Here is an 18273-nt window from a genome sequence, read left to right on the forward strand (position 1 = left end):
CCGGTGTGAAGAGCCGGGCAGAAACCGTTCGACAATCAATTCAAACGAAATCCCCGGTCGACTTTTTCAACAGCATCTGGTGCACAGAAGCTATTCGGACAACTTGCAGCGTCGGTCATTATGGGCTCATACCGGCCATCATCTGCGCGCAGCACTAAGGTCCGCTGAGCGAACTTTGCGGTCGCCTGAAGACCCGATAAGCTGTCTGGGAAACCACAATAGACTCAATGAACAATGCCGATGCCATGGACATATCGACATGCCTCCAGAGAATGGCGGTCATTTCTTGATGATGCAAAAGAACGCATGTCCTTGGAATCTGACAACATGGCGTACACTACGGTAGACGCGGTACTTCAGGTTTTCCGACGTCGCTTGACTGCACAACAGGGATTGGATTTTGCTGGTGTGCTGCCGAGCGTTCTGCGCGCGATCTTTGTCAAAGATTGGGATGTTTCGGCGCCACCTGTGCCTTTTTCCGAGCGCTCGGCATTGATCGCTGAGGCAAAGCAAGTACGGGTGAACCATAACTTGACGCCAGACAATGCGATCGAAGCAACAGCTTGGGCAATACGTCGCTGCACAAACAAGGCAGACTTTGAGCGCGTGCTGGCGCGATTACCGGATGAAGCAGCCGCGTTCTGGCACGTTGAAGTCGATAACCCCCGAGAGCTCGAGCAGCGGATCGTTTAACTGCTGCGCAGCAGCCGCCACTCCGGGCTCACCGCTGACACATCAGCCACAGACGAGGCACCCCTGCCCAAGCATGCGCAATGAAGGCCGGATCGCTCCGGCCTTCACCACCTTTCTCAATGCACCACCGCATCATCCGGCTTCGGCCGGTTGCTTGCCGCAACCCGGTCGCCGATGATCAGCCCATCAGCACCCGCCGTCACCTTGACCGCATCGCCGTCGCGGATATCCCCCGCCAGCAGCATCTCGGCCAGAGGGTCCTGCAACGACCGCTGGATCACCCGCTTGAGCGGACGCGCGCCGAACACCGGGTCATAGCCCTCTTCGGCCAGCCACGTCTTGGCGCTCTGATCCAGCTCCAGCTCGATCTTCCGACCGGCCAGCCGCTTCAGCAGCCGCTTGAGCTGAATTTCCACGATCCCGTTCATGTCCTCTCGGCCCAGACGGTCAAAGATGATCGTCTCGTCCAGACGGTTCAGGAACTCGGGCCGGAAGTGCGCCCGCACCGCGTCCATTACGTCGCGCCGCGCCTGCGCCATGTCGCCACCTTCCGGCAACTGGCTCAGCGCCTGCGCCCCAAGGTTCGAGGTCAGCACGATCAGCGTCTGCTTGAAGTCCACCGTGCGGCCCTGACCGTCGGTCAGAACACCGTCGTCCAGCACCTGCAAGAGCACGTTGAACACATCCGGGTGCGCCTTTTCGACCTCGTCGAAGAGCACGACCTGATAAGGCCGACGCCGCACCGCTTCGGTCAGCACACCGCCCTCGTCATAGCCGACATAACCCGGAGGGGCACCGATCAGACGGGCCACCGCGTGTTTCTCCATGAACTCCGACATATCAATGCGCACCATGGCGTTGTCGTCGTCAAACAGGAACTCCGCCACCGCCTTGGTCAGCTCGGTCTTACCCACGCCGGTCGGCCCGAGGAACAGGAAGCTGCCCAAGGGGCGGTTCTCGTCGTTCAAGCCAGCCCGCGCACGGCGCACCGCGTTGGCGACCGCCTTGACCGCCTGATCCTGACCGATCACCCGCGTGTGCAACTGCTCTTCCATGCGCAAGAGCTTGTCACGCTCGCCTTCCAGCATCTTGCCCGCCGGGATGCCCGTCCACCGCTCGACAACGGAAGCAATCTGGTCTGGCCTCACGGCCTCTTCCACCATCATGCCCTCGTCACGGCTTTCGGCCTGCTCAAGCTGCTTTTCGAGCTGCGGAATGACGCCATAAGACAGCTCCCCCGCCTTGGCGAGGTTGCCCTCACGCTTGGCGATATCCAGAGCCGCCCGGGCATGGTCCAGCTGTTCTTTCAGGTCGCGGGCCGAAGCCAGCTTGTCCCGCTCCGCCTGCCAGGTCGCCGTCATCTCGGCGGACTTGTCTTTGAGATCGGCAAGCTCTTTCTGCAGCGTCTCCAGACGATCCTTCGACGCCTGATCGGTTTCCAGCTTCAGCGCCTCTTCCTCGATCTGCATCTGCAGGATTTGCCGGTCAAGCTGGTCAAGTTCCTCGGGCTTGCTGTCCACTTCCATCCGCAGACGCGACGCCGCCTCGTCCATCAGGTCGATGGCCTTGTCCGGCAGGAATCGGTCCGTGATGTAGCGGTGCGACAGCGTCGCCGCCGCCACAAGGGCGCTGTCGGAAATCCGCACCCCGTGGTGCAGCTCGTACTTTTCCTTGATACCCCGCAGGATCGAGATGGTGTCCTCCACCGTCGGCTCCTGCACCATCACCGGCTGGAACCGGCGGGCCAGCGCTGCGTCCTTCTCCACGTGCTTGCGGTATTCATCCAGCGTGGTCGCACCCACACAGTGCAACTCGCCCCGCGCCAGCGCCGGTTTCAGCAGGTTCGATGCATCCATCGCCCCCTCCGCCTTACCGGCACCCACCAGCGTATGCATCTCGTCGATGAAGAGGATGATCTCACCGGCAGCTTCGGTCACTTCAGTCAGAACCGCCTTCAGCCGCTCCTCGAACTCACCGCGATACTTCGCACCGGCGATCAGCGCGCCCATGTCCAGCGCCAGCAACCGCTTGTTGCGCAGGGACTCCGGCACATCACCGTTCACGATCCGCAGCGCAAGACCCTCGGCAATCGCCGTCTTACCCACGCCGGGCTCACCGATCAGCACCGGGTTGTTCTTGGTGCGCCGCGAAAGCACCTGCATCGCGCGGCGGATTTCCTCGTCGCGTCCGATGATCGGGTCGATTTTGCCTTCCTCGGCCCGCGCCGTCAGGTCCGTCGCGTATTTCTTCAAGGCGTCATAGCCTTCCTCGGCACTCGCCGTATCGGCGGTGCGGCCCTTGCGGACATTGTTGATCGCGGTGTTCAGCCCCTGCGCTGTCACCTTGCCCGCCTCCAGCGCCTCCTTGGCCCCGGATTTGATCATGCAGAGCGCCATCAGAATACGCTCGACGGGCACGAAACTGTCGCCCGCCTTCTTGGCAATCGCCTCGGCCTCCGCCAGCACCTTGGTGGTGGCGTTATCAAGATAAATCTGCCCCGCGTCGCCCGTCACCTTCGGGATCTTGCCCAGCTGCAACGCCAGGGCCTCGCGCACCCGGCCCGCATCGCCGCCGCCAGCCGTGATCAGGTTCGACGCCAGCCCCTGCTCATCGTCGAGCAGCGTCTGCAGAATATGTTCGGGGGATAGTTTCTGGTGATCTTCGCGTGTCGCGATGGTCTGTGCAGCCTGAATGAAACCGCGTGACCGCTCCGTGAACTTGCTCAAGTCCATGGTTTTTCTCCTTTTGTAAGCGCCCGTTATATCTCGCGCCTGCCAAGCAGCACGCCTCTGTCGGGCCTCGTATCCAATGTGGGGACCGACCCATCACGTTCAAGTGATCACAAATGCAAAATCGGCAAAATCTGGCGTCTCCGCACCCCGATCCAAGCGATCAGAAGGCCTCAGCACCTGTGTATTCATCAGGAAATACACGCTCAACCCTCTGAGAAAGAATTACTAATCCGACTTACCCACATATTTTCTTCAAATTTGAAACCAATGCCGTTCCCAGGCGTTTCAAACCTAAACAAGCGCTCCCATATAAGAGCGAAAGAAATTGAGGAAATCGAGATGTACACCTGTCCTATCCAACTCAGTGATGTGCGCTACAACGCCGCCACACAGTCTTTCGAGGCATCCGTCACGGTGCATGACAACAGCACAGTCCGCCGCTACGCCTGCGCCATCGACGCCCCAATCACCATGACGTTTGAGGACGCCGCGCGCGGCCTGTCCCGGCAGGCGATCCGCCGACACCAGCATCGCGGCGGGCTGTTCTCGGAAGTTGGCACATACAAGGTCAGGCAGCGCGCCGGTCGTCGCGGCTTCGATCCGCTCCGCTGGTTCGAAGGCATCGTCTCGCGTCCCGGACGCACCGCCGCCTAAAAGTCTGGACAGGCGGCGCACAGGCGCGTATTGCAAGGCCGTTTGCCCAAAAACGGAGTGCCCCCATGTTCGACGACCGCCTGATTGTCGCCCTGGATGTCCCCAACGCCGTCGCGGGCCTCGCCCTGGCAGAGCGTCTTGGCGACGCCGTCTCCTTCTACAAGATCGGCCTCGGCATGCTGACGGGCGGAGGCCTCGCGCTCGCCAACGAGCTCAAACAGGAACACGGCAAGCGCATCTTCCTCGACATGAAGCTTTTCGACATCGGCGCCACGGTCGAGGCCGCGGTGCGCGGCCTTGCGCAATTCGACCTCGATTTCCTGACCGTTCACGGCGATCCGCACGTAGTCCGTGCCGCGCGGGAGGGTGCCGCCAACAGCGACATGAAAATCCTCGCCGTCACCGTCCTGACCTCGCTGGACCGCAACGATCTCGACGCGTCGATGATCCGGGAGGGCGAACTCAGCGACATCGTCGTCACCCGCGCGGCCCGCGCGTTCGAGGCCGGCGCCGACGGTGTCATCGCCTCCCCGCAGGAAGCCGCCGCCATCCGCGCCCTGCCCGAGTCTGCAGGCAGGCTCATCGTTACCCCCGGCGTACGCCCGGCAGGCGCCGCCCTCGGGGACCAGAAACGCGTCGCCACCCCGGCCCGCGCCATCGCCGACGGGGCCGACCACATCGTCATCGGCCGCCCCATCTGGCAAGCAGCGGAGCCGCGCAAGGCCGCCGAGGCTGTGCTGGCAGACCTCGCCGCCTAGATCGCTTCAACCCCTGACTGTAACAAATTGACAACAGCGCCCGGCTTGACTGGCCGGTCAGGAATTCCTGACTAGGTGATCAGGTTTCCCGGTGCTACCTTTACCTTAGGTGATACTCCCCGACGAACAGGTTCTTCCTGATGTTCGTCACCTCCCCCCCCGCTTAAGGCAGCGGGGGGCTTTCTTGTCAGCCAATCCCTACCGGTTCCCCGCGCGGACCCCATGTTCAAGCCATGGCGCATGCCCTAGATTGGCACCATCCGCCACACCGACCCGAGGGATTATGGCCGCGCTCTGCCGTGACTGCCTGAAAGAGATACCGCAATCCCGCCGCTGCCCCGCCTGCGGCAGCCCCCGGGTGCTGTCGCACCCCGAACTCTTCGATCTGTCCATCGCCCATATGGATTGCGACGCCTTCTACGCCTCGGTCGAGAAACGCGACAACCCCGCCCTCGAAGGCAAGCCGGTGATCATCGGCGGCGGGCGGCGCGGCGTGGTCTCCACCGCCTGCTACGTCGCCCGCATCCGGGGCGTCCGCTCTGCGATGCCCATGTTCAAGGCCCTGCAACTCTGCCCCGAGGCGGTGATCGTCAAACCCCGCATGGAGGCCTACGTCGAAGCCTCCCGCGCCATCCGCGCGATGATGGAAGACCTCACCCCGGCCATTCAGCCGCTCTCGCTGGATGAAGCCTACCTCGACATGACCGGCACGGCCCGGCTGCACGGTCACCCGCCCGCCGTCATGCTCGCCCGCCTCGTCCGCCGCATGAAGACCGAACTGGGCCTCACCGGCTCCATTGGTCTCAGCCACAACAAGTTCCTGGCCAAGGTCGCCTCCGACCTCGACAAACCCCACGGCTTCTCAGTCATTGGCAAAGCCGAAACCGTCGATTTCCTCAAACCCAAACCCATCAAACTCATCTGGGGCGTCGGCGCCGTGACGCAGGAGGCGCTCGACAAGGCCGGCATCCGCACCTTCGCCGACCTGCACCGCTGGGACAAGGACGACCTCATTGTCCGCTTCGGCGGCATGGGCGAACGCCTCTGGCACCTCGCGCGCGGCCAGGACCACCGCCGCGTCTCCGCCCATGAGCCGGTCAAATCCATCTCCAAGGAAACCACCTTCGGCGAGGATGCCGCCGACCCCGACATCCTCGACGGTCACATCTGGCGGCTCGCCGAACAGGTCTCCGACCGCGCCAAGGCCAAGGGCCTCGCGGGCCGCGTCGTCACGCTCAAGATCAAACGCGCCGATTTCAAGACGCTGACCCGCCGCGTCTCGCTTCATGACCCCACGCAACTCGCCGACCGCATCTACCGCACCGCCCGCGCCCTCTTCGACCAGCTCGACGACCCCGGGCCCTTCCGCCTCATCGGCTGCGGCATCTCCGACCTCAGCAATGCCGAAGGCGCCGACCTCGAAGGCGACCTGCTCGACCCGCAGGCAGGCCAGCGCAGCAAGGCCGAACGCGCCACCGACAGCATACGCACCCGCTTCGGAAACAAGGCCATCGTCAAGGGCCGCGCGCTGCGGTGAGCCGCTAGGGAGGACTGGACGTTCTGGGCTCCGCCCCTTCGCAGGCCAAAAGGTCCCCCGGGCATTTTCCGGGTAGCCTGCTCACTCTCTGCGATGGAGCCGCCCTTGCTTGAGCAACAGACGGGCGGAGGGCTGGCGGCTTGCCAAGGAGAATCGCGGAGGGACCCGCTTGCGGGAAACCGCTATTCTCCTTGGCAAGGCGGCAGCGCTCTGCCAGGCAGGGGATCAATCAAGGGTGGGTCCCGCAGCGCCTGCAACATCCGTTGGCAACGGGACATCCGCCTGCCCGCTCACATCGGCGATGAGCCCCCGCTAGGGGAGCGGTGAGCCTCTGGTCAGGAAACTGTTCCTTTTGCGCATCACACCGCAAAGGCCAGGGTATTCACCTCATCCACACAACAAATTGCGCGGAAAAACCAACCCGCGCCTACTCCGCCGCCAGCGGCAATCGCCCCTGCCCGATCCGCGCCACTTCAGCGACCACCTGCCGCAGCGCCGCACGCACCTCGTCAAAGGCACCGTTGGGGCGAATGAGCGTCTCGTTCATGTAAAGCGACCGGTCGATCTCCACCTGCACCGCGTGCTGCCCGCGCGACGGGCGGCCATAGGCCTGGGTGATATAGGCCCCGGCAAAGGGCGTGTTCCGCGTCACCACGAACCCCGCACTGGCAAAGGCGGCCTCGACACGGTCCACCACCTCGCCGCTCGCCGCCGCACCAAACCGGTCGCCCAGCACGACGTCGGGCCGCTTCATGCCCGCGCGCGCCACGCCGTCCATCGCCTCGTGCGGCATGGAATGGCAGTCGATGAGCACCGCCTGCCCGTGACGCAGATGTGCCGCGTCCAGCAGCGCCTGCAGCTTGACGTGATAGGGCTTCCAGTACTCCTCGATCCGCCGGTCCGCCTCGGACCGGGTGATCTTGCCGCTATAGATCGCGCGGCCATTGGCCACCACGCGGGGAATCACCCCCAACCCGCTGGCAATACGCGGGTTATGCCCGCGCCGCCGCACCCCTTCGATCAGCGCCGGATCAAGCTCGTCATGCGCCCGGTTAAGATCGACAAAGGCCCGCGGCGCCCCCGCGCAGATGAAAGCCGCGCCGAACTCCGGCGCGCAATCGAAAAGCTGATCGACAAAGGCATCCTCCGACGACCGGATCGACCGTTCGTCCAGCACGGAAGAGCGGATGAAAGACCAAGGGTAGTCGCGCCCCGAATGGGGCGAGGCGAAAACCACGCAGGACCGCATGGTTTTAGGCTCTGTCACGTCGTAGGCTGATTTGGGCATGCGCCTCTCCCTCGTGGCCTATATAGCGCAGAACCGATCAATGCCAAAACCCCCTTGATCACCCGGACGACTCCTTTTATAGCAGCCCAACCGGCGCGTTCTCTCGCGCCCCATTTTTGTTTGGGGCAGGGCAAACGGGTTGGAAACATGGGTGATTAGCTCAGCGGTAGAGCACTTCGTTGACATCGAAGGGGTCACTGGTTCGATCCCAGTATCGCCCACCATGAATTCACTGGTCCGGCCCCTGCGGCTGGATCGCCCGCAACCCGGCGCTGGTCCTTCGCTTTCCCGAAGGCGGGGCCATGACAGGAAGGATAGGAACATGAAAGTTCGCAATTCGCTCCGCTCGCTCAAGAACCGGCACCGCGATTGCCGCGTTGTGCGCCGCAAGGGCCGCGTCTATGTGATCAACAAGACGCAGCGTCGGTTCAAAGCCCGCCAGGGCTGAGCCGCAGCCAGTTTAGCGAGAGGCCGCTCCCACCGGGGCGGCCTTTTCATTTTCCGGGGGGCGGCAGGCAGGGCTTCCGAAGCACCTCGATCCGGGGCACGCCCACCGACGGATCGGCCCGCCGCTGCTCCGGCGGCTCCACCAGCAACAGTTCCCCCTCCTTCAGCCGCTCGAAAGCCCCCTCGATGCTCAAGGCATCCGGGATATCGTAGGCAGGTCGCTCCCTCGGTCGCCACACCTCCCCCTCACCGGGCAGACGCAGCGCCGTGCCCTGCGACGCCCCCGGCAGAACCGGTTCAAGGAACACCCGTACCGACTGGCAATCCACCGCAGGCACAACCTCGGCCACCAGCCCGCCATCGGCGGCCCGTCCCGTCAGATCGACAACATGCCCCGCCTTCGTCGCGAACCCCGTGACGGCAAACTCCAGTGGCTCGGCCAATTCGAAAACCCGCATCTCGGGCCCAAAGAGTTCCTCTTCTCCCCGCCACGCCGATCCATAGGCAAAGCGCAGCCGGTACCGCCCCGGCGGCACCAGCACCCGGAAAAACGCACCGCCCTCCACATAGGCCGCCAGCGCGGGGGCCCCGGTCACCGCATCCCTCAGAACCAGATGATAATCGGGCCCCGCCAGCGTTTTGACCTGCAACGGAAAGACTGCCGGAAGGCCGGTGCGATTCCACATGAGCCCCGCAGGCCTGTCCTCTGCACGCAGCATCGGCGCAAGGGCAAACGACAGCAGCAGCCCCAGAACCACCAATCCGCGATATGCCTGCAGAACTCTCAAGACCCAAGCCTCCCCGCCTACCCATGTAGGCACGACACAAAGCCCGCGCTACACCCCGCCGCGCTGCAACGAATCTCACAACTTGCCGACCCCGCCGCTTTTGCACTGGAAACAGATGGCCCAAAGGACCACCTTACCGCGCAGCACGTAAGGTGGAGGCCCCCTCCACCCATATAAGGAAAGGACCCCCATGACCGACCAAACCGAATACACCCCACCGAAAGTCTGGACATGGGACGCCGAGAGCGGTGGTCGCTTCGCCAACATCAACCGCCCCGTCGCGGGCGCCACCCATGACAAGGAACTCCCCGTCGGCAAGCACCCCTTCCAGCTCTATTCGCTGGCCACCCCCAATGGCGTGAAAGTCACCGTCCTCTTCGAGGAACTTCTCGCCGCGGGCCACACCGGCGCGGAATACGACGCCTGGATCATCAATATCATGGACGGCGACCAGTTCGGCAGCGACTTCGTCGCCATCAACCCCAACTCCAAGATCCCCGCGATGATGGACCGCTCGGGCGACACACCCCAGCGCGTCTTCGAATCCGCCTCGATCATGCTGCATCTCGCCGAAAAATTCGACGCCTTCATCCCCAAGGACCCCGGCCAGCGCACCGAGATGCTGAGTTGGCTCTTCTGGCAGATGGGCAGCGCACCCTACCTAGGCGGCGGGTTCGGCCATTTCTACGCCTACGCGCCGCACAAGGACGAATACGCCATCAACCGTTTCACGATGGAGGCCAAGCGCCAGCTCGACGTGCTCGACCGGCACCTTGCCGACAACGAATGGATGGCGGGCGAATATTCCATCGCCGACATGGCGATCTGGGCATGGTACGGCCAGCTGGTGCTGGGCCGTCTCTACAACGCCGCCGAATTCCTCGACGTGACCTCCTACAAACACGTGCTTGCTTGGGCCGAACGCATCGACGCCCGCCCGGCGGTCAAACGCGGCCGCATGGTCAACCGCGCCTTCGGCGACGATCTGTCCATGCAACTACACGAACGCCACGACGCCTCGGATTTCGACACAAAGACTCAGGACAAGTTGCAGACCGAGGACGCATCAGACTGAAAGCCAGCGCTTCCGCCGACGCGGACGCTCCGGACTTTTCAAGAAGTCCGCCCCGATTTCTTCAAAGAAATCGGCCCCAGAAACAAAAGCAACGCCAGGGGCCCGGAGATTTCAGAATCTCCGGCCCGTTTTCTTCAGAGAAAACGCAAACACTCTGCGGCTACCGCCCCCGCCCCACCTGACGACAGATCAGGATCACCGGCAGCAACCCCACCGCCACGATCACAAGGCTCGGCACCGCCGCCCCGTCCAACCGCTCGTCACTCGCCAGCCGGTGCGCCTGCACCGCCAGCGTGTCAAAGTTGAAAGGCCGCATGATCAGCGTCGCGGGCAATTCCTTCATCACGTCCACAAAGACGATCAAGAGAGCGGTCAATAGACTCGGCGCAAGGATCGGCAGATGCACGCGCCGCAGCGTCCCCAACGGCGTCTGCCCCAGCGACCGCGCGGCGGCATCCATGTGCTGATGCACCATCGCCTGTCCGCCCTCGTACGCGCCCAGCGCCGCCGCGAGGAACCGCACCAGATACGCCACGATCAAAAGCCAGATCGACCCCGTCACCAGAAGCCCCGTCGAGATGTCAAAGGTCTCCCGCATCCAGGCATCGAGCGCATTGTCGAAAGCCGCAAACGGCACCAGCAGCCCCACCGCGATCACGCCCCCCGGCACAGCGTAGCCCAGCCGCGCCACATATCCCGCACCCTGTGACACCCGGCTCGGCCGCAGACGCTGATAGAACCCGATGGCCACCGCCGCCGTCACGGTGACAGCTGCCGCGATCCCCGCGAGCATCACCGAATTGCGGATGAACCCCAGATAACGCGGGCTCAGCAAATCCTGCTCCGACCCGATCCCCATCATGAACAGCACGACAATCGGCAGCACCGCCCCGAACAGCACCGGCAGCCCGCAAACCACCAGCGCCAGCGCGGCCTTTCCGCCGCTCAGCTCCACCGGCGGCATCCGCTGCGACCGTCTTGCCGCGTCATGGTATTTGGCCCTGCCCCGCTGCACCCGCTCCAGCATCGCGATCAGCAGCGCAAAGCTCAGCAGGCACAGCGCCAGCTGCGCCGCCCCTACCCGGTCAAACAGCGAAAACCACGAGGTATAGATACCCGTCGCAAAGGTCTGCACGCCGAAATAGGCCACCGTCCCGAAATCCGCGATGGTCTCCATCACCGCCAGCAACACGCCGCCCGCGATGGCAGGCCGCGCCAGCGGAAGGCTCACCTTGAAGAACGCCGCCCAGGCGCTCGACCCCAGCGCCCGCGCCGCCAGAAACGTCGTCCCGCTCTGCTGCAGAAAGGCCGCCCGCGCCAACAGGTAGACATAAGGATAAAGCACCAGCGTCAGCATCGCCGCCGCCCCGCCCAGAGACCGGATATCCGGGAACCAGTAGTCCCGCGGCCCCCAGCCCGTCAGCCCCCGCAGCGTGGTCTGCACGATACCCGGATGATCCAGCACATCCGTATAGGCATAGGCCAGCACATAAGCCGGAAAGGCCAAGGGCAGCACCAGCGCGATCTCCAGCATCCGCACGCCCGGAAACCGCGTCATCGTCACCAGCCAGGCCGTCGCCACGCCGATCACGAAGGTCCCAACCGACACCAGCGCCACCAGCGCCAGCGTGGTCCCCGTGTAGGACCACAGCACCGTGTCCGCCAGATGCCGGATCGTCTCTGTCCCGCCGCTCAGCGCGGCAATCAGCACCGCCACCATCGGCAACGCACAGACCACCGCCGCGACAAGCGCTACCGCCGCCAGCCCGCGCAGCCCGTCGCGAGGGGTTTTCGCCTGTCCAACAGAAAAGGTTTCGGATGCCATGGCGGCTTTTTCGACTATTTCAGTCGGAAATACCAGAGGCCGGAATCGCAGTTTTTCGGAACCTTCCAGTACTGGAACCTCGTTGAGAGGGCAAAACCGCGACAAATTTTGGAGACCGTGATGACCGGTTACACCCGCTTTCTCGCCATGATCGGCACCTCGACCCTAATCATGTACGGGTTGATGTACCTCAACACTTTCGAACTGGGGCACGTCTTCTTCAGCGAAACCCGCGCCTACATGGCGCTCTACATGGGCGCCGTCATGGCCATCGTGATGCTGCTCTTCATGTGGGGCATGTACGAAAACCGCGCCGCCAACATCGCCATCCTGCTCGTGTCGGGCGCGATCTTCGCGGGCAGCCTGTTCCTCGTCCGCTCGCAGACCACCATCGCCGATGTCTCCTGGATGAAGGCGATGATCCCGCACCACTCCATCGCGATCCTGACCTCCTCCCGCGCCAATATCTCCGACCCGCGCGTCAAGGAACTCGCCAACGAGATCATCGAGGCCCAGCGCCGCGAGATCGACGAGATGAAAGCACTCATCGCCGATCTGGAATCGCAGCAGTAACCGCGAAGGGAACCCGCCATGTTCGACACCGCCACCCGCTCCGACAAGACCGCCACCCTCTACCGCATGGTGATGGAAGAGCACGTCTGTCCCTACGGCCTCAAGGCCAAGGACAGGCTTGAGCGGGAAGGCTTCACCGTCGATGACCGCTGGCTCGAATCCCGCGAAGAAACCGATGCCTTCAAGGAAGAACACGCGGTCAAGACCACCCCGCAGATCTTCATCGATGGTGAACGCATCGGCGGCTACGACGCCCTGCGCGCGCATCTAGGCGAAGACGTTAGCACCGGAGAAGACGAGACAACCTACCAGCCGGTCATCGCCATCTTCGCCATGTCCTTCGCCATGTCCCTCGCCCTCTGCCTCCTGGCGTTCGGCACCGTGCTGACCCCGCTGGTTCTCACCAAGTTCATTGCCATCGCCATGTGCCTGCTCGCCCTGCAAAAGCTTCAGGACGTAGAGAGCTTCTCCACCATGTTCCTCAACTACGACGTGCTCGCCCGCCGCTGGGTGCGCTACGGATACATCTACCCCTTCGCCGAGGGTCTCGCCGGTGTCCTCATGCTGGGCGGCCTGCTTCCCTGGCTTTCGGGCCCGCTGGCGCTTGTCATCGGCGGCATCGGAGCGGCGTCCGTGATCAAGGCGGTCTACATCGACAGGCGCGAGCTGAAATGCGCCTGCGTCGGCGGCAACAGCAAGGTGCCGCTGGGCTTTGTCTCACTGACCGAAAACGTGATGATGTTCGCCATGGGGGCGCTGACGCTTGGTCTGCTGTTCGCCTGATCCCGAAGCGGCTCAGAGAATGAGAAACGCCACGAACAGGCAGCAAAGCGCGATCAGGGCAATCGGCAACGACAGGCGGCTCGGCAATCCCTCTGGTATGCCTTCGAGCGTTTTAAGGGAGGACCGTTCCGCCTTTTCGCGTTTTGCGCCTTGTTTCGACCCTAGGATAACATGGGACGCAGGCTTCTTCCTGTCCCCCCGAAGCGATGAGCCTCTGTCCCCTGCCGCAGGGCTGACGTCCTGCCTGTCCAGTTCAACGATGACGCCAGACCGCGCCGTTCTTTTTCTTGTTGCAAGCACTGCTGAAAACCTCCGCACACGTCCGAAGCGTATACAACCTTAAGCAGAGAGGTCAACAATCTTGAGGTGTTAACACACCGTTTCCACTCAATCGTAGGTGCGCTGGTCCTCGATCACCAGCCCATCCTTCGGCAGGCTCCCCGGTGCCACGACAACCACCTCGCCCTTCAGCTTCAGCAATTCCGCCACCGACCGCGCATAGGCGTCCCTGTCACCGCCCGCGCTCTCGATATGCACGGTCATCACGTCCTGCTCGCCCGCGCGGCTCGCCACCACGCGCGCCTTGCTGATCTCGGCGTGATGCGCCACCAGCTGCGCCACCTGTTCGGGCCGCACGAACATGCCCTTGATCTTGGTCGTCTGGTCGGCCCGGCCCATCCAGCCCTTGATGCGCGTATTCGTCCGCCCGCAGGGGCTCTGCCCCTCCATGATCGCCGACAGATCGCCCGTTGCGAATCGCAGCAGCGGATAGTCAGCATTCAGCGATGTGACCACCACTTCGCCCACCTCGCCCGGTGCCACCGGATCGCCGGTGCCGGGTGTCACGATCTCCACGATCACGCCCTCGTCGATGATCATCCCCTCCATCGCCGCGCTCTCGTAGGCGATGTTCCCAAGGTCCGCCGTCGCATAGCACTGCAAACAGGAAATCCCCCGGTCGATGTAATACTGCCGCAAGCTCGGGAACAGCGCGCCGCCCCCGACCGCCGCCTTGGCGATCTGCAGTGTCACCCCCATCTCGTCGGCCTTCTCGAGGATGATCTTGAGGTAATCGGGCGTCCCCGCATAGGCCGTGGTGCCAACGTCCCGCGCCGCCGTCACCTGCAATTCCGTCTGGCCGGTCCCGGCGGGCAGCACCCGCGCGCCGACAGCGCGCGCCCCGCTCTCGAACATGTGCCCCGCAGGCGTCAGATGATAGCCAAAGCAGTTTTGCACGGTATCCTCGGCCCCCAGCCCCGCCGCATGCAGGAACCGCCCCATCCGGAACCAGTCCCCGTCGATTCGGCCGGGCTCATAGATCGGCCCCGGCGACTGGAACACATGGGTGATATTCTGCGTCGGCGTCGCCCCGAAAGGCGGCTCGGCCTTCTGCTGCTCCGACAGTTCGGATTTGCGCAGAACCGGCAGCTTGGCCAAGTCCGACAGACTGTCCAGCGCATCCATCCCACGCTTGCCCAACAGCGCGTTCAGCGCCGCAAGCTGTGCCGCTTCCCGCGCGTCCCCACTGCGGGTTTCCAGATCGTCGAAAAATCTCTCGCCCATGTGATCCGCTCCGTCGATGATGGGTGCAAGCACCCATCCTACATCTCAAATATCGGGTTCGTAGGATGGGTGCTTGCACCCATCGCCTTCACGACAACCAGCGCTTCCGCCGCCGGTAGCTGCGCACGTCACGGAACGACTTGCGCCCCTCGTCCGACATGCCGAGGTAGAATTCCTTCACGTCCTGGTTCTCGCGCAGGTCCGCCGCCGGCCCGTCCATCACGACGCGCCCGCTTTCAAGGATGTACCCGTAATGCGCAAACCGCAGCGCGACGTTGGTGTTCTGCTCGGCCAGCAAAAAGGTCACGCCTTCCCGCTCGTTGATCGTCTTCACGATCTCGAAAATCTGTTCCACCAGCTGCGGCGCCAGCCCCATCGACGGCTCGTCCAGCAGGATCGTCTCCGGCTTCGACATCAGCGCGCGGCCCACGGCACACATCTGCTGCTCACCGCCCGAGGTGTAACCCGCCTGTGACTTCCGCCGCTCCTTCAGCCGCGGGAAGTAGTTGTACACCATCTCCAGGTCCGCCTCGATCGCGGCCTTCCCGTCGGTGCGCGTATAGGCCCCGGTCAGCAGGTTCTCCTCGACCGTCAGGTGCTCAAAGCAATGCCGCCCCTCCATCACCTGCACGACCCCCTTCTTGACCGTCTCGGCCGGGTCCGCATGGGCAATGTTCTCGCCGCGATACTTGATCGACCCCTTTGTCACCTCGCCCCGCTCGGACGCGAGCAACCCCGAAATGGCCTTCAGCGTCGTCGTCTTGCCCGCACCATTGCCCCCCAGCAGCGCCGTGATGCCGCCCTTGGGCACGTTCAGGCTCACACCCTTCAACACGAGGATCACGTGGTTATAGATCACCTCGATGTTGTTCACCTCGAGGACGTTCTCAACCTGCACATCGGTGACTTTGGCATCGTCAAGCATGCTTCATCTTTCCAATACAACTCAAAAACCCCGGCCGCAGCCCGTGCCACGGCCGGGAAAGCTCACATCACTTGCAGTTGCCTTCGATGTTGTTCTCAGCCGCGTAAGCTGCCGAGTCCTCTTCGATCAGCGGTCCGATTACGTCCATGTCGGTCTCCGCGAAGTCCGAAATCAGCGACCAGGTCTTGGAGGACGCATCCCACTGGGTCACGCCGACAAGGCCGGTGCCCCCGTGGTTCTCGCAGGACACGGAGAAGGTCGGACCGAAGTTCGGCAGGCCAAGGGCCGCCATCTTCTCTTCGGTGATCTCCAGCGCTTCCATCCCGTCGCGCATCATCGCGGGTGTGATATCCGCCGTGCCATGGATCTGCTGCGCGGTCTTGGCGGCTTCCGCAGCCAGCATCGCGGCGTAAAGACCACGGTTGTACAGCACCGTACCGATCTGGTCGCCCGCACCGGCAGCCTTGCCCTTGTCCACCACATGCGTCTTGATGTCGTCGAACACCGGGAAGTCGCTGCCCACACCGTGGAAGGTCAGCGCCTTGTAGCCATTGGCCGCATCACCCGCCGCCAGCACGTCGTTCTCGGAACCCGACCACCAGATGCCGATGAAGTTCTCCATCGGGAAACGGATGTTCGCGGCTTCCTGCACGGCCACCTGGTTCATCACGCCCCAGCCGTACATGATCACGTAATCCGGACGGTCCCGGCGGATCTGCAGCCACTGCGACTTCTGCTCCTGGCCAGGATGATCGACGGGCACGAGGCTCAGCTCATAACCGTGCTTCTTGGCCAGCTCTTCCAGCGTGCGAATGGGCTCCTTGCCGTAGGCCGAGTTGTGATAGACCAGCGCGATCTTCTTGCCATCCAGCGACCCGCCATTCTCGTTCAGCAGGTAGTTCACCGCACCGGACGCACCGTTCCAGTAGTTGGCGGGATAGTTGAACGTATGGCTGAACACATTGCCGTTCGCCGCCGAGGTCCGGCCATAGCCCATCGTGTGCATTGGGATGCCGTCCGCCGTGGTCTTGGGGATCAGCTGGTAGGTGATGCCGGTGGAGAGCGGCTGGTACACCAGCGAGCCTTCGCCCTTGGTGGCCTCGTAGCACTCCACACCCTTCTCGGTGTTATAGCCGGTCTCGCATTCCACGACGCGGGTCAGCACGCCGCCGATACCGCCATCGCGCTCGTTGAGCATGGTGAAGTAATCCGCGTAACCATCCGCGAACGGGATGCCGCCCGCCGCATAAGGCCCGGTGCGATAGCTCAGCGACGGGAACACGAGGTCCGCCATCACGGGACCCGCCGCCATCATCGCGGCAACGGCCATGGTGCCTAGTTTATATTTCATCGGTGTTTCCTCCCTTGGATCTGATCCGATTTCGTTTCTTCTCTCAGACGGCCCCACGGCCGCCATTCCGTAGGATGGGTGCTTGCACCCATCTCCGGCCCCGCCCTAATGCGGGAAGGGCCATAGTCTCAGCTTCTCCTTGGCCACACGCCACAGCTGCGCCAGCCCGTGCGGCTCAAGGATGAGGAACATCACGATGAGTCCCCCGACGATCACCAGCTGCAGATGCGCCACGATATCCGTGGGCCAGCCCAGCCAGTCCACGCCGACGATCTTCAGCGCCACCGGCAACAGCACAAGGAAAGCCGCCCCGGCGAAGGAGCCAAATATGCTCCCCAGCCCGCCGATGATGATCATGAAGAGCACCAGGAACGACTTCTGGATGCCGAATGCCTCGCCCACCTCGACAGCACCCAGGTAGACCGCGAAGAACAGCGCCCCCGAGATACCGACAAAGAACGACGATACCGCAAAGGCCGTCAGCTTCGCGCGCAGCGGGTTCACCCCGATGATCTCTGCGGCGATGTCCATGTCGCGAATGGCCATCCACTTCCGCCCCTGCGCCCCGCGCGTCATGTTCCGCGCGATCACCGCGCAGACGATGGTGAAGAACAGACAGAAAAGGTAGGTCGCCCAGGGCTGGGTCGAGGGCCCGGTGATCAGGATACCGAACAGGTCCCGCTCCGGCGCATTGATCTGCCCCGAGGCCGAGTAGTTGTAGAACCACGACACCCGGTTGAAGAGCCAGACAAGGAAGAACTGCGCCGCCAGCGTCGCCACGGCCAGGTAGAACCCCTTGATCCGCAGGGACGGCAGGCCAAAGAGAACTCCCACCAGCGCCGTCATCACACCGCCCATGATGACCGAGAAAAAGATGTTGAACTCCGGCAGCCGGAACAGCAACTCGCCGCCCCACCAGATATCCACCCCGGTCATGAACTTGTAACAGGCATAGGCCCCCACGGCCATGAAGCCCCCGGTGCCAAGGCTCACCTGCCCGCAATACCCCACAAGGATATTCAGCCCGATCGCCGCGATCGCGTAGATCAGGAAGGGCAGCAGCAAACTGTTCGCCCAGTAGTCGTTGATGAAGAACGGCACGACAAAGATCGCGACGAACAGCACAACATAGTAGCGATACCGGTCGAACTTAATCGGAAAGGTCTGCTGATCCTCGGCGTAGGTCGTGCTGAAATCGCCTGCTTCACGGTAGAACATCAGTACCGGCCCCCTGCTTCATCTTTCCAATACAATTCCGGGGTCCGGGGCAGAGCCCCGAAT

General features: G+C 63.2%; 16 protein-coding genes and 1 tRNA gene. 9 read left to right on the plus strand and 8 right to left on the minus strand.

The annotated features are described in order from the left end of the window. Positions 1-240: 240 nt before the first annotated feature. Positions 241-693: a DUF2267 domain-containing protein gene (locus tag AB2B41_RS09410; protein ID WP_367877529.1), complete on the plus strand. Its 453-nt coding sequence runs from the start codon at positions 241-243 to the stop codon at positions 691-693. Between the two features lie 116 nt (positions 694-809). Here AB2B41_RS09410 and clpB read toward each other — a convergent pair whose 3' ends face one another. Further along, positions 810-3425, minus strand: coding sequence for an ATP-dependent chaperone ClpB (clpB, locus tag AB2B41_RS09415; RefSeq protein ID WP_367877530.1), 2616 nt, complete (start codon positions 3423-3425; stop codon positions 810-812). A 339-nt stretch (positions 3426-3764) separates the two neighbouring features. Between clpB and AB2B41_RS09420 the strand changes: the two genes are divergently transcribed. The 3 genes from AB2B41_RS09420 (at position 3765) to AB2B41_RS09430 (ending at position 6374) form a co-directional block, all read left to right on the plus strand. Next, positions 3765-4079, plus strand: a complete 315-nt coding sequence (locus AB2B41_RS09420; protein ID WP_367877531.1) for an orotidine 5-phosphate decarboxylase — start codon at positions 3765-3767, stop codon at positions 4077-4079. 65 nt (positions 4080-4144) lie between these two features. Then, complete coding sequence (pyrF, locus tag AB2B41_RS09425) at positions 4145-4837, plus strand: orotidine-5'-phosphate decarboxylase (protein ID WP_367877532.1); 693 nt, start codon at positions 4145-4147, stop codon at positions 4835-4837. A gap of 283 nt (positions 4838-5120) precedes the next feature. Next, entirely contained in the window at positions 5121-6374 is a 1254-nt protein-coding gene (locus AB2B41_RS09430; protein WP_367877533.1) for a DNA polymerase IV, read from the plus strand. Between the two features lie 427 nt (positions 6375-6801). Here the strand turns inward: AB2B41_RS09430 and AB2B41_RS09435 are convergent, their stop codons facing one another. Continuing rightward, entirely contained in the window at positions 6802-7662 is an 861-nt protein-coding gene (locus AB2B41_RS09435; RefSeq protein WP_367877534.1) for an N-formylglutamate amidohydrolase, read from the minus strand. 149 nt (positions 7663-7811) lie between these two features. Between AB2B41_RS09435 and AB2B41_RS09440 the strand changes: the two genes are divergently transcribed. Next, positions 7812-7886: transfer RNA gene (locus tag AB2B41_RS09440), tRNA-Val, on the plus strand. 98 nt (positions 7887-7984) lie between these two features. After that, the gene (gene ykgO, locus AB2B41_RS09445) at positions 7985-8110 is read left to right on the plus strand and encodes a type B 50S ribosomal protein L36 (protein WP_005850168.1); all 126 of its coding nucleotides are present in this window, start codon (positions 7985-7987) and stop codon (positions 8108-8110) included. Between the two features lie 46 nt (positions 8111-8156). Here ykgO and AB2B41_RS09450 read toward each other — a convergent pair whose 3' ends face one another. Continuing rightward, entirely contained in the window at positions 8157-8897 is a 741-nt protein-coding gene (locus AB2B41_RS09450; protein ID WP_367877535.1) for a hypothetical protein, read from the minus strand. Between the two features lie 190 nt (positions 8898-9087). Here AB2B41_RS09450 and yghU point away from each other — a divergent pair, with 190 nt between their 5' ends. Next, positions 9088-9972, plus strand: a complete 885-nt coding sequence (yghU, locus tag AB2B41_RS09455) for a glutathione-dependent disulfide-bond oxidoreductase (RefSeq protein ID WP_367877536.1) — start codon at positions 9088-9090, stop codon at positions 9970-9972. Positions 9973-10132: 160 nt separating this feature from the next. On the opposite strand, the gene AB2B41_RS09460 is transcribed toward yghU, so the two are convergent. After that, positions 10133-11797, minus strand: coding sequence for an ABC transporter permease (locus AB2B41_RS09460; protein WP_367877537.1), 1665 nt, complete (start codon positions 11795-11797; stop codon positions 10133-10135). A 120-nt stretch (positions 11798-11917) separates the two neighbouring features. On the opposite strand from AB2B41_RS09460, the gene AB2B41_RS09465 reads away from it, so the two are divergent. Both AB2B41_RS09465 and AB2B41_RS09470 read left to right on the plus strand, forming a co-directional pair. After that, on the plus strand, positions 11918-12370 hold the full coding sequence (locus AB2B41_RS09465; protein ID WP_367877538.1) for a DUF305 domain-containing protein: 453 nt from the start codon (positions 11918-11920) through the stop codon (positions 12368-12370). A gap of 18 nt (positions 12371-12388) precedes the next feature. Beyond that, entirely contained in the window at positions 12389-13153 is a 765-nt protein-coding gene (locus tag AB2B41_RS09470; RefSeq protein WP_367877539.1) for a glutaredoxin family protein, read from the plus strand. Positions 13154-13540: 387 nt separating this feature from the next. Here the strand turns inward: AB2B41_RS09470 and AB2B41_RS09475 are convergent, their stop codons facing one another. The 4 genes from AB2B41_RS09475 to AB2B41_RS09490 form a co-directional block, all read right to left on the minus strand. Then, positions 13541-14716, minus strand: coding sequence for a phenylacetate--CoA ligase family protein (locus tag AB2B41_RS09475; RefSeq protein ID WP_367877540.1), 1176 nt, complete (start codon positions 14714-14716; stop codon positions 13541-13543). 88 nt (positions 14717-14804) lie between these two features. Next, complete coding sequence (locus AB2B41_RS09480) at positions 14805-15641, minus strand: ABC transporter ATP-binding protein (protein WP_367877541.1); 837 nt, start codon at positions 15639-15641, stop codon at positions 14805-14807. A 67-nt stretch (positions 15642-15708) separates the two neighbouring features. Continuing rightward, on the minus strand, positions 15709-16992 hold the full coding sequence (locus tag AB2B41_RS09485) for an ABC transporter substrate-binding protein (protein ID WP_367877542.1): 1284 nt from the start codon (positions 16990-16992) through the stop codon (positions 15709-15711). A gap of 105 nt (positions 16993-17097) precedes the next feature. Beyond that, positions 17098-18210, minus strand: a complete 1113-nt coding sequence (locus tag AB2B41_RS09490; RefSeq protein WP_367877543.1) for a branched-chain amino acid ABC transporter permease — start codon at positions 18208-18210, stop codon at positions 17098-17100. Between the last annotated feature and the right edge of the window lie 63 nt (positions 18211-18273).

It is taken from the genome of Sulfitobacter sediminis (assembly GCF_040811725.1).
Taxonomy (GTDB): domain Bacteria; phylum Pseudomonadota; class Alphaproteobacteria; order Rhodobacterales; family Rhodobacteraceae; genus Sulfitobacter; species Sulfitobacter sediminis.

Bases quoted from the DNA above. Each gene is read 5' to 3' on its own strand.
- AB2B41_RS09410 (WP_367877529.1), top strand. From the start codon at position 241: ATGCCATGGACATATCGACATGCCTCCAGAGAATGGCGGTCATTTCTT.
- clpB (WP_367877530.1), bottom strand. From the start codon at position 3,425: ATGGACTTGAGCAAGTTCACGGAGCGGTCACGCGGTTTCATTCAGGCT.
- AB2B41_RS09420 (WP_367877531.1), top strand. From the start codon at position 3,765: ATGTACACCTGTCCTATCCAACTCAGTGATGTGCGCTACAACGCCGCC.
- pyrF (WP_367877532.1), top strand. From the start codon at position 4,145: ATGTTCGACGACCGCCTGATTGTCGCCCTGGATGTCCCCAACGCCGTC.
- AB2B41_RS09430 (WP_367877533.1), top strand. From the start codon at position 5,121: ATGGCCGCGCTCTGCCGTGACTGCCTGAAAGAGATACCGCAATCCCGC.
- AB2B41_RS09435 (WP_367877534.1), bottom strand. From the start codon at position 7,662: ATGCCCAAATCAGCCTACGACGTGACAGAGCCTAAAACCATGCGGTCC.
- ykgO (WP_005850168.1), top strand. From the start codon at position 7,985: ATGAAAGTTCGCAATTCGCTCCGCTCGCTCAAGAACCGGCACCGCGAT.
- yghU (WP_367877536.1), top strand. From the start codon at position 9,088: ATGACCGACCAAACCGAATACACCCCACCGAAAGTCTGGACATGGGAC.
- AB2B41_RS09460 (WP_367877537.1), bottom strand. From the start codon at position 11,797: ATGGCATCCGAAACCTTTTCTGTTGGACAGGCGAAAACCCCTCGCGAC.
- AB2B41_RS09465 (WP_367877538.1), top strand. From the start codon at position 11,918: ATGACCGGTTACACCCGCTTTCTCGCCATGATCGGCACCTCGACCCTA.
- AB2B41_RS09470 (WP_367877539.1), top strand. From the start codon at position 12,389: ATGTTCGACACCGCCACCCGCTCCGACAAGACCGCCACCCTCTACCGC.
- AB2B41_RS09475 (WP_367877540.1), bottom strand. From the start codon at position 14,716: ATGGGCGAGAGATTTTTCGACGATCTGGAAACCCGCAGTGGGGACGCG.
- AB2B41_RS09480 (WP_367877541.1), bottom strand. From the start codon at position 15,641: ATGCTTGACGATGCCAAAGTCACCGATGTGCAGGTTGAGAACGTCCTC.
- AB2B41_RS09485 (WP_367877542.1), bottom strand. From the start codon at position 16,992: ATGAAATATAAACTAGGCACCATGGCCGTTGCCGCGATGATGGCGGCG.
- AB2B41_RS09490 (WP_367877543.1), bottom strand. From the start codon at position 18,210: ATGTTCTACCGTGAAGCAGGCGATTTCAGCACGACCTACGCCGAGGAT.